This window comes from Pelagibacterium halotolerans (assembly GCF_044811015.1).
Classification (GTDB): Bacteria; Pseudomonadota; Alphaproteobacteria; order Rhizobiales; family Devosiaceae; genus Pelagibacterium; species Pelagibacterium halotolerans_A.
This window is the reverse complement of the sequence record NZ_CP085243.1, coordinates 2,039,501-2,054,237: the sequence shown is the minus strand read 5'-3', so window position 1 is coordinate 2,054,237 and position 14,737 is coordinate 2,039,501. Positions and strand designations below refer to the sequence as shown.

Sequence of the window (14,737 nt, the reverse complement as noted above, 5' to 3'; positions counted from 1 at the left end):
GACAAGGATGACGCCATGGATCTATCGCCTCTTGCCCATTCCGCTCTCGCCGTCCAGCTCCATGCCGGTGCCGCGCTCCTCGCAACCATTCTGGGTACGGTCGTGATGCTCATGAAAAAGGGTACGTCCGTCCACAAGGCCATGGGCCGCGTCTGGCTTGGGCTGATGGCCGTGGTGGCGCTCTCCTCGTTCGGCATCACCGAAATCCGGATGTTCGGACCCTATTCGCTTCTCCACGGGCTCTCGATCTTCACGCTCTTTTCGCTCGCCGGTGGATTCTGGGCGGCCCGCACGGGAAACCTTATCGCGCACCGCTCGACGATGATCTCGCTTTATGTTTTTGCGTTGCTCCTGACCGGCGGCTTCACGCTGCTGCCTGGTCGCCGTATGCATGCAGTCATTTTTGCAGATGGCGGGGTCACCGCGGGGCTTGTGGCGCTCGCCGTCCTCGCGGGCGTGGGCATGGCCGTTGTGATCCAGCGCAGGCGCGGCGTACGGTTGATTTGAACGGATTTCTAAGCGTTCCCGATCAGGATCCCCGCTGCAAAGACCAGCGAACCACCGAACACCACCTGCATCACCGCGCGCCAGAATGGTGTGTCCATATACCGGTTCTGGATGAACGCGATGGCCCACAATTCGATGACCACGATGGTGATCGCGAGCGAGGTTGCCGTCCAGAAGTCGGGGATGAGATAGGGCAGGGCGTGCCCCAGCCCGCCAAGGGCGGTCATGATCCCCGAGGCGAACCCGCGTTTGATGGGCGAGCCACGCCCGGTCAATTTGCCGTCGTCGCTCGCCGCTTCGGTGAAGCCCATGGATATCCCCGCGCCGACCGAGGCCGCCAGCCCGACGAGGAAGGTCTGCCATGTATCGCCGGTTGCGAACGCCGCCGCGAAGATCGGAGCAAGCGTGGAAACCGAACCGTCCATCAGCCCCGCCAGGCCCGGCTGGACGTATGTGAGCAGGAAATTGCGGTGGGCCGCATCCTTTTCCTCGTCGCGGATCCGGTCGGTCAGGTGCGCATCCTCGAGCGCGTCGGCGGCCCGTTCGTGCCCACGTTCGGCGACTTCGAGATCGCCCAGGAGCTTGCGCACGGACGCGTCCGTCGTCTGCGCGGCGGCCTGCGCATAAAACCGCGCGGCACCCTGTTCCATGTCGCGGGCCTGTGCGCGCACGGTATCGAGATCGAGCTCGGCCATCAGCCATACCGGCTTGCGGGTGAAAAAGCCGCGCACGTGCTCGCGGCGGATCGGCACGATCCGGCTGCCGAATTTCTCTGTGTAGGTGTCGATAAGGCGTCGCCGGTGCTCGTCCTCTTCTGCGGCCATGCCCTCGAAGATCGCCGCGGAGGCGGGGAACTCGTCCCGAAGCCGGTCGGCATAGGCGGCATAAATCCGTCCGTCCTCCTCTTCGGTCGAGATGGCGAGGGCCAGAATCTCCTTTTCCGAGAGCGACGAGAAATCCCGTTTGCCGGACTGAAGGAATCGCGAAAACATGAGTGCACCCCAATAGTTTAGAATTATTCTAAGCTAGTCTTCCGTGTTTCGTCCAGAAGTCATGTCCGGAATTCTTGGGCCCGTATGCGGGGCAGGCACATTCGCTTGGGCGTAAGGCAAATAGGCCCTAGATTGAACCGGCAAAGCGCGTTCGATGAAAAGGCCGTCTTATGAACCTCGCGAAGAAGCCGCCCTATCGCCTCGCGGGCGAACGTCCCCTCGACGCCGACATGGTCATCGTCGCGCGTGGCCAGATCGACAGGATGGTCGCGGACTTGCGGGACACCGAGGGTCCTTTGCCCGAACGCATCCATGACGTTCGCAAGGGCCTGAAGCGCATGCGCGGGCTCCTGCGTATTGTCCGCTATGCCGATGAGGATTTCTACCGCGCGGAGAATGCCCGCTACCGCGACATCGCCCGAGATCTTGCGCCCCTGCGCGAAACGGGTGCGCGCGATGAATTGATCGGGGCGCTCAAGGACCGCTTTGCCGCCCAATTGGACGACGAGCCCTTCCTTGGCGTCGAGCGCGCGCTGGCCAACATGACGCCTGCCGCGCACGCCGAGACCCAAGGCGCCGAAAGCCTGCTCGCGCAAACGGAGGAAAGGCTGGGCGAAGCAGCCTTTGCCCTTTCTGCAGTCAACTGGTCACTGACCCCCAAAGGCGCGGCCAATACGCTCGCTGAGGGTGTTGCGAAAATCCTCAAAACCTTGCGTACATCCCGCAAGACTGCGCGTAAGGCTCCAGGCGCCGAAAACCTGCACGAATGGCGCAAGGCGGTGAAATATGCCGGCTATGCCACGCGCCTCCTCAGGGACTTCTGGCCCGGAGACGAAAAGCGCATCCGCAAGGATCTGGCGTCCGCCGGCGAAATCCTCGGCCTCGTTCACGACATCGACGAGTTGACGCGTCTGCTCGCCGACAAGCGGCCCGGCCCCGAGGATGAGCGGCTCGTCCTCACCGGCCTTCTCGCCGCCTGGCGGGGTGAACTGATCGGTCGGCTCGACCCGTTGATGGATGATGTCCTCGCGCCTGGCGCCAAGGCGGCTGGCAAAGCGGTTGCCCGGGCCTACCGCAAGGGGACGATAAACCCGCTTAAGGCTGAATAAACCATCTTTTGGGGCCTTCGCTTTCCTGCTAAACGCTCGAAGCCATGAAGACACCCCAAAAGACCCCGCTCAGCCACATCCGCAATTTCTCCATCGTCGCTCATATCGACCACGGGAAATCGACCCTTGCCGACCGCCTCATCCAGATGACGGGTGCGCTGGGCGAGCGCGAGATGAAGGAGCAGATCCTCGACAGCATGGATATCGAGCGCGAGCGCGGCATCACCATCAAGGCGCAGACCGTCCGGCTCGAATATACCCACACCGATGGCGAGCATTACGTCCTGAACCTTATCGACACGCCGGGCCATGTCGACTTCGCCTATGAGGTCAACCGCTCATTGGCCGCGTGCGAGGGGTCGCTGCTGGTCGTCGATGCCGCGCAGGGCGTGGAGGCGCAGACGCTCGCCAATGTCTACCACGCGATCGAGGTCAACCATGAGATCGTCCCGGTCCTCAACAAGATCGACCTGCCCGCCGCCGAACCCGAGCGCGTGAAACAGCAGATCGAGGACGTCATCGGCATCGATGCCTCCGACTCGGTGGAAATCTCGGCCAAATCCGGCCTTGGCGTCGAAAAGGTCCTCGCCGCCATCGTCGAGCGCCTGCCCGCGCCCAAGGGCGAGGAAAACGCGCCCTTGAAGGCGCTGCTCGTCGATAGCTGGTACGATCTCTATCTCGGCGTTGTCGTCCTGATCCGCGTCATCGATGGCCGCATAAAAAAAGGCCAGAAGATCCGGATGATGCAGGCCGGCGCCAGCTACGAGCTCGACAGGGTCGGCGTCTTTACGCCCAAGCTCGTCGAGGTCGGTGAACTCGGGCCGGGCGAGATCGGCTTTTTCACCGCCTCGATCAAGGAAGTCGCCGATACCAATGTCGGCGACACCATCACCGACGACAAAAAGCCCACCGACAAGCCACTCCCCGGTTTCCGTCCGGCCCAGCCGGTGGTCTTTTGCGGGCTCTTTCCGGTGGATGCGTCCGATTTCGACGATCTGCGCGCGGCGATGGGCAAGCTGCGATTGAACGACGCGAGCTTCTCGTTCGAAATGGAAACCTCCGCCGCGCTCGGCTTCGGCTTCCGCTGCGGGTTTTTGGGGCTCTTGCACCTCGAAATCATCCAGGAGCGCCTGTCGCGCGAATTCGACCTCGATCTCATCACCACCGCTCCGTCGGTGGTCTATGATGTGGTGCTGACCAATGGTGAAACCATCCAGCTCCATAACCCCGCCGACCTGCCCGATCCGGTCAAGATCGAGGAGATCCACGAGCCCTGGATCAAGGCGACCATCCTGACGCCCGACGACTATCTCGGCCCGATTTTGAAGCTTTGCCAGGAGCGTCGGGGCATCCAGACCAACCTTTCCTATGTTGGCCAGCGTGCCATGGTCGAATACGACCTGCCCCTGAACGAAGTCGTCTTCGATTTCTACGACCGGCTCAAATCCATTTCCAAAGGCTATGCGAGCTTCGACTATCAGATCGCCGACTATCGTGCCGGCGACCTCGTCAAGATGAGTATCCTCGTCAATGCCGAGCCCGTCGATGCACTCGCAATGCTGGTGCACCGCACTCAGGCCGAACATCGCGGGCGGCAGATGTGCGAGAAATTGAAGGAATTGATCCCGCCCCACCTTTTCACCATCCCCATTCAGGCAGCGATCGGCGGGCGCATCATCGCGCGCGAAACCGTCCGCGCCATGCGCAAGGACGTCACCGCCAAATGCTATGGCGGCGACGCGACCCGAAAGCGCAAGCTCCTCGAAAAGCAGAAAGAGGGGAAAAAGAAGATGCGCCAGTTCGGCAAGGTGGAAATTCCGCAGGAGGCCTTCATCAAGGCGCTGCGGATGGGGGATGACTAACCCCGCCTAATCAAAGCTCCCCGTCTTCACCGCACCATCCCGCACGTATCGGTTCATCACCACGCCCGAAGGCGAGGATTCGCACGCGGTGAGCGTCCATCCGCCCGCCGTCGCGTCCTCATTGAAGAGCCGCTTGCCCTTGCCCAGCATCACCGGGAAGGTGAGCGTGAAAAGCTCGTCTACGAGGTCGTGGGCAAAGAGCGTCTTCAAAAGCACCGTCGATCCCTGCGTCAGAAGGGGAGGGCCATCTCCGGCCTTGAGCGCATTGATCCCGGCCACGGCGTCGCCGGAGACGACATGCGTGTTCTGCCAGTCGCTTGAATAGCCGGCCTCGTGGGTCACGACATATTTGTTGACCTCGCCGAAGCGCTTCCCGATATCCGTGTCCTCGTGTTTGGGCCAATACCCGGCGAATATCTCATAGGTCGTGCGCCCCAGAAGCAGGTCGAAGGGGGCTTTGAATACGTCATCCAGCCACGCGCCCCCGGTTTCGTCGAAATGCGGCGCGACCCAACCGCCATATGCGAACCCGTCCGAAAGGTCCTCATCCGGACCGCCCGGCCCCTGCATCACGCCATCAATGCTGGTCATGGCACCGACAATCAGCTTACGCATGGTTTCTCTCCCATTTCGAACGGACGGCCATCGTCCGCGTCCTGATCATAGGACGGCCAGGCGCACTCTATCCCGACATCGTGCGGACCAAAATAATATGGGCCGGTGCGTCTGCGCCGGCCCATATTCGTGTCTGAAAGCCTGTGCTTCACGCCGGCTGCGGCACACCGCTTTGCCCGTCGGTGTCCGTCTTCGGCCGCGGGAAAGCGAGCGCCATGGCAGCGGCGCCGATGCCCACAGCGGCGGACGCGATATAGAGCCAGTGATAGGTCCCGAACGTGTCGTAGAGCCAACCGCCACCCACTGGCCCGAACGCCATGCCGATGGCTGAAGTCATCGTCGCCGCACCCAGAACGGTGCCCATCACATGCGGCCCGAAATAATCGCGCGCCAGCACCGCATAAAGCGGCATCACCCCGCCATAGGCCATCCCCAGCACGACAGCGAGCATATAGAACTCGGTGAGCTCGGAGACGTAGATATAGCTGTAGATGCCGACCGCCTGCAGCGCCAACCCCGCGATCAGGACGCGCTTCACGCCCAGCCGATCCGCCAGCACGCCGAAAATCAGGCGCCCGAACAGCCCCGACACACCCTCGACGCTATAGATGCTCGCTGCCGCGAGCGGTGCCGCGCCGCAGATCATTGCGTAGCTCACCGTATGGAAGATCGGCCCCGAATGCGCCGCGCAGCATAAAAAGAACACCGTGGCCAGGACAATGAATTGCGGCGTCCGCAACGCGGCGAATGCCGAACGCCCCGGGCTCGGCGCGGCAGCTTCGCCGCTCCCCGCCGGCGCCGCCTTGGCCTCCGGCGCCCGGCGGATCAGGAACCCCGCTGGGAGCAGGATGACGAATGCGCCGATAGCGATCATGGTCATCGCGGACCGCCAGTCATAGGTTTCGATCAGGAGCGCGGCGAATGGCGTCACCACCATCGGCGCCACACCGACGCCGATCGAAACGAGCGATACCGCAAGGCTCCGGTGCTTGTCGAACCATGTGACCGTCGCCGCCATCAAGGGCGCGAAAAACCCGCCGGCCGCCGCACCGCCCAGACCGCCATAGGCGAGCTGGAAAACGAGGAGATCGGTTGCCCGGCTTGCAATCAGAAGCCCGGCGACCAGAAGTCCCGAAGCTATCAGCACGACAGGCCGCGCGCCGATTCTGTCGCTCAGCGTCCCCCAGCCGAACCCGGCCACGCCCATCACGACAAAACCCACCGTCATCGCGGTGGAAATTCCCGCCCGTGACCATCCGGTCTCCGTCTCGATGGGGGTGAGATATACGGGCAGGGCGAACATCCCGCCCATTGCCACGCAGGTGATCAACGCGCCCGCCGCGACGATGACCCAGCCGTAGTTCCGTTCCATGATCGGTCTCCCTCGAAAAAGCTGTCCTCAAATAGACGATCCGCCGACGTCCATTCCGACATGCCTTCGAAAAAATACCGCTACCCCCGCCCCTCCCGCGCCATCCGGTGTTCGAGAGCACGCACCAGCAGCGAAAGCGAGATCGTCATGGTGAGGTAGAGGAATGCCACCACATTGTAGGTCTCGAAGAACTTGAAATTGGAGGCTGAATAGACCTTGCCCAATTGGGTGATATCCTGAACGCCGAGCGCGGAAACGAGTGCCGAATCCTTGATCATCGACACGAAGTCATTGCCGAGCGGCGGCAGGATGGTGCGGATGGCCTGCGGCGCGACGATCAACCGGAAGGTGCGCCAGGGCGATAGCCCCAGCGAGCGCGCGGCCTCGATCTGGCCCTTGTCGACCGCCTCGATCCCCGCCCGGAACACTTCCGCGATAAAGGCGGAATAGCCGATGGTGAGCGCGAAGATCGCCCGCCATGTGAGGTCGAAATTGCGCACGGTCAGCTCCGGGATCGCGCCCGCGTCGATAAGCGGGGTCAAAAGCCAGTTGACCGCCTCAATGATCGCCGGTGCGCCAACGAAGGCGACGTAGAACAAGAGGACGAGGATCGGAATCCCACGCACGATTTCAGTATAGAACGTCGCAATCTCCCGCAGCACCCGCACCGTGGACGTCCGCGCCATAGCCACCGCCAGGCCCAAAAGGCACGCTAGCGCGAAGGCAATGAAGGTGACGTAAAGCGTCGTCGCCACCCCGCCCGAAAGCGTCCGCCAGATCTGTCGGTAATCGCTGTCCGCAACGATTGCCCAGCCGATCAAAACACCCAAAAGGATGATGGCGAGCAGCCAATAGGGGACAATCTCGCGGCGCTTTCGGCTGGGATTGGCGCGGGGGTTTTCGAGTGTCGTCATGACGTGTCCCGGAGCGCGTCGTCTCGACGCGCTCAGATCCTTGAGTGATCACGTGTTCGAACCGGCCCGAAGGGCCGCATAAGCGAAAAAGCGGTACCCACTTTTTCTAAACGCGCTCTAAAAAGATGCCGCGGCGGAAGGCTCCGCCGCGGCTCGATATGTCAGGAACGCGGCGTGCTACTGCGCCGCGTTATAGTCGAAGAACCACTTTTGCTCGAGTGCGGCGAGCGTACCGTCCTCGCGCATTTGCTCAAGCGCGGCGTTGACCGGCGCGACGAGATCCGAATCCGGCGTGAAGATGAAGCCGAACTGCTCGGTGCCCATCGGCTCGCCCGCGACTTTGAAGGCCCCGGGATTGGCGCCCATATAGCCCGAGGTCGAGGTGGCATCCATGAGGACGGTATCGACGTCGCCCGCCGCCAGCGCCGCCACCGAAGCCCCGAAGGTCTCAAAGAGCTTGATGCGCGGATTGGCCTCGTCGCCGTCGAGCAGGTCGTAGACCGCGACATAGAAATTCGTCGTCCCGGCCTGCGCGCCAACAAAGAGGTTCTCGTCGGCGGCAAACTCTTCGGCGCTTTCGAACCGGTCCTCATCGGCGCGGACGAGCATGAACTGCTCGCTCGTCAAATACGGATCGGAGAAGTCGATCTGCGTTGCGCGCTCTTCGGTGATCGTGATGCCATCCATACCGACATCGTACTGGCCCTCGCGCACCGCCTGGATCATCACGTCCCAGCTCGCGAGTTCCCATTGAACCTCCGCATTGAGCCGGGCGGCGATCTCGTTCATGAGATCGTATTCGAGCCCGATCCCCTCGCCCGTTTCCGGATCGGCGAAATTGAGGGGCGTATAGGCATTCTCGGTGACCGCGACGATGGTACGGCCCTCAAGGTCCGGCAGCTCCTGCGCGGTCGCGGAAGCGGCAAGGCCGACGAGCGCGGCGCCGGTGAGCGTAAGGCGGGTGAAAGTATTCATGATGATGGTCGTGCTCCCCAAATTATTCCTGGCCCGTCGCACATGCGCAATATGCGGCGCGGCGAACCAACCGCGCCACACTATGACCTGACCGGGGCTCCGGTCCAGTTCGATTTCGCGGGATTTTTCCCGGCGTTTAGTCTTCGACCGGAGCGGCCGGTGCGTTCTTTTGCACGGAGACCGCGCAATTGATCGCATTGCGTTTGTCGGTGTAGGTCTCCGAAATCACCATGGTCTCGCCATTGGAAGCGACGAAGCGCACGAAGAATTCGCCGTTCTTCGACGGCGCGATTTCGAAGCGATAGCCCTTGCCTTCCTCGTCCTTACTGAGGTCGACGATCGCCGCGCCCGGTGCGTTCTTCTTGATCGATTCGATGCAGTTGATCGCGCTGGATTTGCCTTTGTAGCTTTCCGACCAGACCATGATTTCGCTGTTGTAAAGGAACTGAACGCCGAACTGGTCGTCCTTGCGGTCGACAATCTTGAACTTGTGCATTTTCTCTCAAACTCCAAATCGGTATTGTCGCGCCGCGGAACATGGGTTGTGGCGCCCGGTTACAGTTTGATTACATGCGCCGTTCAAGGCAACCCTCTGTCCGATCTCAACCCCGGCATGGAGCATTGAGCGATGAGCGGAAAACCCGTGATCACCATTACCTATTGCACCCAATGCAACTGGCTCTTGCGATCGGGCTGGATGGCCCAGGAACTGCTCTCGACCTTCGGCCCCGACCTCGGCAGCGTCACGCTTGTCCCCGGCACGGGCGGCGTTTTCGAAATCACGCTCGACGGTGCGCTCGTCTGGGAGCGTAAGCGCGATGGCGGGTTTCCTGACATCAAGACCTTAAAGCAGCTCGTGCGCGACCATATCGATCCCGGCCGCGATCTGGGGCACGTCGACCGGGTGGTCGCAGGGTCGGAAAACGAGGGCCGATAAGCCTTTTCTGCTTTGGTCGCAAATGCTGCAAAGTACTCGCGCGCAAGCCGCGATTAAGGCCAAAATGTTTCCCCGTGTCACGATGGCTTTGCGATGCCCGCTCACCATATGATGGTGTGGCAGACGCGCGGCGGTCCCGGAGGCTAACGCGATTGCCCGCGCGATACGAACAAGGAGTATCATCATGCCCATTCTGATCGGCGATACCGCCCCGGATTTCGAAGCGCAGACCACCGAAGGTCCGATCCGCTTCCACGATTATATCGACGGCCATTGGGCTGTGCTGTTCTCGCACCCGAAGAATTACACCCCGGTCTGCACCACCGAGTTAGGCTACACCGCCAAGCTTAAGCCCGAGTTCGAAAAGCGCGGCGTCAAGGTGCTCGGCCTGTCGGTCGATAAGCTCGAGGACCACGAAGGCTGGGCCAGGGACATTGAGGAAACCCAGGGTGCGGCGCTCAACTTCCCGCTGATCGCCGACGACGGCTCGATCGCCAAGCTCTACGACATGATCCACCCCAACGCCAACGATACACTGACCGTGCGTTCGGTTTTCGTCGTGGGGCCGGACAAGAAGGTGAAGCTCAAGATCGAATATCCCGCCTCCACGGGCCGGAATTTCGATGAGGTCCTGCGGGTCATCGACAGCCTGCAACTGACCGCAAACCACCAGGTGGCCACCCCGGTTAACTGGAAGCACGGCGAGGACGTGATCATCGTCCCTGCGGTCAGCGACGAGCAGGCGAAGGAAAAATTCCCCGAAGGTTGGACCGCGCTGCGCCCCTATCTGCGCATCGTCAAACAGCCCGGCGCGTAACGCGTCACCGTCTCTCCAGAGACGGAAAAGGGGCCGCCAAGGCCCCTTTTCTTTATTTACGCGCTGATCCCCAACCGGCCCAGCCGCTGCTGCTCGAAAATTCTGGTTTCGGCCAGACGCCGTTCCGCCGCCCGGATCCGAAGCTGGACAAGCCGCAGGTCCGATTGCAGCATCATGGCCCGAAGCCGCAGCGCATCGCGTTCGCCCTCGCTTAATCCATCCTGAGTAATCCGGCGGATGAGGCTGTCGACATCGCTTTCGATCGAATTGTACTCTGCCTCGAGTTCATACACCGCCATGGCTGCATCGTAGACCCGCTGGAAACTCACGCCCAGCTCGCCTTCGCAAACCCCGTAATACCGCCGTCCGTCGAGCCCTTCTTTCTCCGCACGCTCGAGCCGGCAGTAATTGGTAAGCCCCACGCGCCGCCCGGCCTCGTATGCCTGCCGGTCGAGCGTAATGCCGTATTCCGAGCACGCGGAGATGTTGTTCTGAACGTAGCTTGCTGGCCGCCCCTTGGCGCCGTCGGCAATCCCGATGGCCCGCCAGTCGCCCGTTTGACATTCGGCTTCCGAGAGCGTCGCGCAGGAAGCCAGGACGGCCCCTGCGATCAGCACCGCGAGAAAAAGAAAAATTGGCTTCATGGATTGCGCCTCTCAAACCCGGACCGGGGTGGAGGTTACGACCAGCGCGGGTGGGAGCGCAAGCTTGTACTAAAGCCCGAGCTTCGCGCGCGCCGCCCGCGTCAGCTTGGCGGCGACGAGGCCATGCGCCTGCACGATATAGGCACGGATATCGTCCTCGTTCAGCGCGCCGTCGCGTTGCACCTGCACCCATTTGGCGCGCGCCAGATAGGGTGCTGGACGAACGCCGTCGAGCGTGGGCAACATCTCGAAGCTCATATCCGAGCACTTGAAGGAAATTGCTGGCGCCTCGGTCGACCAGCTCGACAGGATGGCGAAAATCTTGCCCGTTCCCGGCTCGCCGACCTTGCCCACGGACGCATCGCCCCATTGGTGCACGATCTCGACCGCGGGCAGCGCGGTGAGCGTTTTTTCGAATGCGCCGCGCTCGAAAAGGCTCATGCGCTTGCCGGAACCGGGCAGGAAACGCCCGTCCCCTTGAGCCCGCAATAGCCGTTGGGGTTCTTGGCGAGGTATTGCTGGTGATAGGTCTCGGCGAAATAGAACGGCTCCGCCGGCGCGATCTCGGTGGTGACCGCCCCGCGCCCCGCTGCCGCGAGCGCAGCGTTATAGGCATCCCGGCTCGCTCTGACTGCGGCAAGCTGTTCGTCGGTGGTCGTATAGATCACTGAGCGGTATTGAGTGCCCACGTCGTTGCCCTGCCGCATACCCTGGGTGGGGTCGTGCTCTTCCCAGAACGTCTTGAGAAGCGTATCGAGCGAAACCGCCTCGGGATCGTAGACCACCATCACCGCCTCGGTGTGTCCGGTCTGGCCGGTACAAACCTCCTCATAGGTCGGGTTGGGCGTGATCCCGCCCTGATAGCCGGCGGCGGTGACATAGACGCCCGGCATCTGCCAGAAGAGCCGCTCGGCGCCCCAGAAACACCCGAGCCCGAAATAGATCGTCTCGCACCCTTCGGGATAGGGCCCCTTGAGCGGGCGCCCGGAGACGAAATGATCCGGCGCGACATCCATCGCCGTACTGCGGCCGGGCAGCGCGGTCTCGCGGTCGGGCAGAGTGTTGGGTTTGGAAAAGTACGAAAGGATCATGCGCCGCCTCCTTGTTTGAGATGGGTAGGGCCGTCAAACCCCTATCCATAAGTGTCAACAGGCCCTAGTGCCTTGCCTCACCTTAAATGACGGGTTCAACCCGTCATTTAAGGTGAGGATAACAAGGCCACGTCAAAGAAAATCTAGTGAGCTGTATCGTCATTTTTGACGATACAGCTCACTAGAGCTGGTCGATGCTGACGACATTGCGCCGGCGCGTTTTCGAGCGCCCCAAAAGCAGGAAGAAAACGGCGATGCCGCCCAGCACGGCCCACCCTGGCCACGCGAGTAATGTGGTCAGGCCCGGGTTCCAGAGCAAGGGATGCACGCTTTGTTGAATGGCGGTTCGCACATTTTCGAGCGTCAAGGGCGCGACTTGCCCAATCCAGTCGCCAAGCGGCGTGGCGACATAACCGCTCGCGGCCAGCATCCGCGTACCATCGGTGACCAGCAGGATCAGCGCCAGCGCCAGAAAGATCAAACCGACAATCCGAAAAAAGGTCCGCATTCCTTCTCCATAACGTAAACGCGGCCATTCCTTGGGGAATGGTGTACTGAAGCATTTAGGCGCGCTTCAACTTAAGTTCAAATCCCAAGCGTTATAATGGTTTACGCACCCGGAGGCCGATGCGATCCCGCCGCCAGACTTGCAAGTGGATCGTGCTTAGGCGGCCTCCTCACCGAATTTTTCACGAAAATCGCATCCATGCTCTTCACATCGGCGTCAAACCCGGATAATCGGGCACACGGTGTCCCATAGGGCGCCCACGCGACAGCTTCGGCGATATGCTATGCCCTGTCACGGATACGGAGAGATGGCCGAGTGGTCGAAGGCGCACGCCTGGAACGCGTGTAGGCGGGCAACCGTCTCGAGGGTTCGAATCCCTCTCTCTCCGCCATTTTCCTCCATTAACTTATTGATTATCAACAAATTTTTGGATTTTCTTCGACTCGCGCCCTAAATAGCACCCTAAAGCTGGATTGGCTTTCCTGCGTAAAGGCTGCTGTTCTTGAGATGAACCATATCCACCTGAGCTTCCATTCGGCCCGCTACTCAAACGGAAGCTCAGGTTCTGTTTCGCCGCTGGCGGAGCCATCGCTGCTCGATTCGATTGGCCGTGATACGCGCATTATGGTCGGGGCAAAATAGACTTTCGGATAGCTTCCTTCGAGTGGAGCAAGGATTCCCGCTTCGGCGAGCTTGTCGATGGTGTTTTTAGCGGCCGGATATGTCACGCCCAGCTTTTCCACGGCATCGTTGACAGTTATCGCTGGTCGCTCGAAGAGATAGTCGATCAATGTGATGGCGTTAGATGTGCGTCCCAGCTTGCCTGCTATTGAGCGATACTCGTCTTGAAGGGCTAAGAGACGGTCCACCGTTGACACGGTTTCTGAGCAACTCTCAGCGACGCGGTCGAAAAAGAAGTTCAGCCAGCTTGCCCAGTCGCCCTTGGCGGAGACGTGGAACATTAGATCGATGTACTCGTCCTTCCATCGCTCCATCACGGGACTGATGTAAAGTACCGGCATTTCGAGCAACCCGCTGTGAACGGCCATCAGAGAGATGAGCATGCGACCTACTCGCCCATTTCCATCAGCGAAGGGATGAATTGCCTCCAATTGATAGTGGACAAGTGCTAAGTCGATTAGCGGTGTCGGGAACGCCGTGTCGCTACGATTGATGTAGGATTCGAGCTCGTCCATACACCGTTGCGTTTCTTTCGGCGGAGGCGGTACATATCGCGCCATGTCGATTGTGCGCCCTCCGATCCAGTTTTGCTCGCGCTTGTACTCGCCAGGACGCTTTTGTGCACCGCGGGATGAGCTCAGCCCACTCAATAGAATTTCGTGTGCCCGTCTAAGCATGCGATGCGAAATCGGCAAATGAGGGAGAAGCTCCAAACACTCGTTTAATGCTTCAAGATAGTTATAAACCTCGGTTGTCGACTCGTCCTTCTGTCGATCCACTCCAGCCTCTGCCAGCAGCAGGTGGTCATCGGTCGTAAAGGTCCCCTCCATGGCGGAAGAGGTCAGGGCCTCTTGGCGCTGAAGCGGCCTAACTAAGATGTAAGGGTTGGCGAGCCGTCGGCACGCGCCCTTGAGTTCTCCGATGGCTTGCATGGCGTTTGCCATGGCAATCGCTATCTTTTCCAATTCGATTTCTGGCGGCAAAGGTAGTGGCACAAAAGCCTGAGCGCCTTCAATTGTCGGAACTAGCTTCCCGGGGGCCGCTTCGCTAAAGTCCGTGGTGCGCATCAAACTTGCCTTTAATCAGATGGTCCGGAATTATAGGAAAATGGCCTTAGCCTTTAAAGTGAGAATCGGCTTTAAAGGGAGCTTAAACACCGTTTAAACACCGGCACCCAACTCAATGTGTCCGTAAGACATACTAAATGCCTGTGTATTGTCGCGTGATGTCATCTGATGAGGTAACGGGGGTGTACTCAGTTTTCATCGCTGATGTCATCACGGCGCGGCTCGCGGAGAAAATCGAGCCGGAACCGAGTTGAGTGCTCACGATTGATCCGAGCTATGAGAGCCGCTCTGGTGGCCTGGTAGTCATACCGGCTGGCAGCATTCGTCTTGGACGTGAGAATGCGAAGGGCGTATTCCTCCCCGAGGCGCTTTGGCGTGAATTTCTCGGTCTTGACCTCGACGCATCCGCACTCCGGCAGGATCATTACGGCTATCACGTCCGCCAAAACATCCTCGATCGCCCCGGTGAAGCGCTGCAAGGGGCTTTCAGCTATTTCCTGGGACAGAACGGGCAGACGCTCTATTTGATGCCCGAGCGGAACCTTGTCGTCTATCGCGCCGGTGAGGGCCTGCAATTGCTGCATTCCACGCTCTATGAGGTGTGGAAAGAGACGCATTGAGCTCGCCGCGTTCGCGCCAGGCCTTT

The 14,737-nt window shown here is 60.6% G+C and carries 17 protein-coding genes and 1 tRNA gene; 7 read left to right on the top strand and 11 right to left on the bottom strand.

The genetic code is table 11. From position 1 onward, the window contains the following. The first annotated feature begins 15 nt into the window (after positions 1-15). Positions 16-507 carry a DUF2306 domain-containing protein gene (locus LG281_RS10075; RefSeq protein ID WP_404400265.1) on the top strand — a complete coding sequence of 164 codons (492 nt, stop codon included), beginning with the start codon at positions 16-18 and terminating at the stop codon, positions 505-507. Positions 508-515: 8 nt separating this feature from the next. On the opposite strand, the gene mbfA is transcribed toward LG281_RS10075, so the two are convergent. Continuing rightward, positions 516-1,499, bottom strand: coding sequence for an iron exporter MbfA (gene mbfA, locus LG281_RS10070; protein ID WP_404400263.1), 984 nt, complete (start codon positions 1,497-1,499; stop codon positions 516-518). A gap of 170 nt (positions 1,500-1,669) precedes the next feature. On the opposite strand from mbfA, the gene LG281_RS10065 reads away from it, so the two are divergent. Both LG281_RS10065 and lepA read left to right on the top strand, forming a co-directional pair. After that, the gene (locus tag LG281_RS10065; protein ID WP_404400260.1) at positions 1,670-2,608 is read left to right on the top strand and encodes a CHAD domain-containing protein; all 939 of its coding nucleotides are present in this window, start codon (positions 1,670-1,672) and stop codon (positions 2,606-2,608) included. A gap of 44 nt (positions 2,609-2,652) precedes the next feature. Continuing rightward, positions 2,653-4,470 carry a translation elongation factor 4 gene (gene lepA, locus LG281_RS10060; RefSeq protein WP_404400258.1) on the top strand — a complete coding sequence of 606 codons (1,818 nt, stop codon included), beginning with the start codon at positions 2,653-2,655 and terminating at the stop codon, positions 4,468-4,470. A gap of 6 nt (positions 4,471-4,476) precedes the next feature. Here lepA and LG281_RS10055 read toward each other — a convergent pair whose 3' ends face one another. The 5 genes from LG281_RS10055 to LG281_RS10035 form a co-directional block, all read right to left on the bottom strand. Continuing rightward, complete coding sequence (locus LG281_RS10055; protein ID WP_404400255.1) at positions 4,477-5,085, bottom strand: dihydrofolate reductase family protein; 609 nt, start codon at positions 5,083-5,085, stop codon at positions 4,477-4,479. Between the two features lie 148 nt (positions 5,086-5,233). Beyond that, positions 5,234-6,457 carry an MFS transporter gene (locus tag LG281_RS10050; RefSeq protein WP_404400252.1) on the bottom strand — a complete coding sequence of 408 codons (1,224 nt, stop codon included), beginning with the start codon at positions 6,455-6,457 and terminating at the stop codon, positions 5,234-5,236. Between the two features lie 80 nt (positions 6,458-6,537). Beyond that, on the bottom strand, positions 6,538-7,371 hold the full coding sequence (locus LG281_RS10045) for an amino acid ABC transporter permease (protein WP_404400250.1): 834 nt from the start codon (positions 7,369-7,371) through the stop codon (positions 6,538-6,540). Positions 7,372-7,548: 177 nt separating this feature from the next. Next, entirely contained in the window at positions 7,549-8,346 is a 798-nt protein-coding gene (locus tag LG281_RS10040; RefSeq protein WP_404400248.1) for a transporter substrate-binding domain-containing protein, read from the bottom strand. Between the two features lie 136 nt (positions 8,347-8,482). Further along, positions 8,483-8,842, bottom strand: a complete 360-nt coding sequence (locus LG281_RS10035) for a YegP family protein (RefSeq protein ID WP_404400246.1) — start codon at positions 8,840-8,842, stop codon at positions 8,483-8,485. A 132-nt stretch (positions 8,843-8,974) separates the two neighbouring features. Here LG281_RS10035 and LG281_RS10030 point away from each other — a divergent pair, with 132 nt between their 5' ends. Then, positions 8,975-9,283 carry a SelT/SelW/SelH family protein gene (locus LG281_RS10030; protein ID WP_404400244.1) on the top strand — a complete coding sequence of 103 codons (309 nt, stop codon included), beginning with the start codon at positions 8,975-8,977 and terminating at the stop codon, positions 9,281-9,283. A 184-nt stretch (positions 9,284-9,467) separates the two neighbouring features. Beyond that, on the top strand, positions 9,468-10,100 hold the full coding sequence (locus LG281_RS10025; protein ID WP_404400242.1) for a peroxiredoxin: 633 nt from the start codon (positions 9,468-9,470) through the stop codon (positions 10,098-10,100). 56 nt (positions 10,101-10,156) lie between these two features. On the opposite strand, the gene LG281_RS10020 is transcribed toward LG281_RS10025, so the two are convergent. The 4 genes from LG281_RS10020 to LG281_RS10005 all read right to left on the bottom strand — a co-directional run bounded on the left by LG281_RS10020 (position 10,157) and on the right by LG281_RS10005 (position 12,343). Next, positions 10,157-10,744 carry a DUF2799 domain-containing protein gene (locus LG281_RS10020; protein WP_404400240.1) on the bottom strand — a complete coding sequence of 196 codons (588 nt, stop codon included), beginning with the start codon at positions 10,742-10,744 and terminating at the stop codon, positions 10,157-10,159. 69 nt (positions 10,745-10,813) lie between these two features. Beyond that, a complete protein-coding gene (locus tag LG281_RS10015) occupies positions 10,814-11,185 on the bottom strand; it encodes an MmcQ/YjbR family DNA-binding protein (protein ID WP_404400238.1) in 372 nt (123 codons plus the stop codon). Continuing rightward, positions 11,182-11,835 carry a peptide-methionine (S)-S-oxide reductase MsrA gene (msrA, locus tag LG281_RS10010; RefSeq protein ID WP_404400236.1) on the bottom strand — a complete coding sequence of 218 codons (654 nt, stop codon included), beginning with the start codon at positions 11,833-11,835 and terminating at the stop codon, positions 11,182-11,184. The genes LG281_RS10015 and msrA overlap by 4 nt, the downstream gene beginning before the upstream one ends. 181 nt (positions 11,836-12,016) lie before the next feature. After that, positions 12,017-12,343 carry a hypothetical protein gene (locus tag LG281_RS10005; RefSeq protein ID WP_404400234.1) on the bottom strand — a complete coding sequence of 109 codons (327 nt, stop codon included), beginning with the start codon at positions 12,341-12,343 and terminating at the stop codon, positions 12,017-12,019. Between the two features lie 301 nt (positions 12,344-12,644). On the opposite strand from LG281_RS10005, the gene LG281_RS10000 reads away from it, so the two are divergent. Continuing rightward, a tRNA-Ser gene (locus LG281_RS10000) sits at positions 12,645-12,734 on the top strand. Between the two features lie 151 nt (positions 12,735-12,885). Here LG281_RS10000 and LG281_RS09995 read toward each other — a convergent pair. Next, positions 12,886-14,091 carry a Fic family protein gene (locus tag LG281_RS09995; protein WP_404400232.1) on the bottom strand — a complete coding sequence of 402 codons (1,206 nt, stop codon included), beginning with the start codon at positions 14,089-14,091 and terminating at the stop codon, positions 12,886-12,888. A 254-nt stretch (positions 14,092-14,345) separates the two neighbouring features. Between LG281_RS09995 and LG281_RS09990 the strand changes: the two genes are divergently transcribed. Continuing rightward, entirely contained in the window at positions 14,346-14,711 is a 366-nt protein-coding gene (locus LG281_RS09990; RefSeq protein WP_404400230.1) for a hypothetical protein, read from the top strand. The last annotated feature ends 26 nt before the right edge of the window (positions 14,712-14,737 follow it).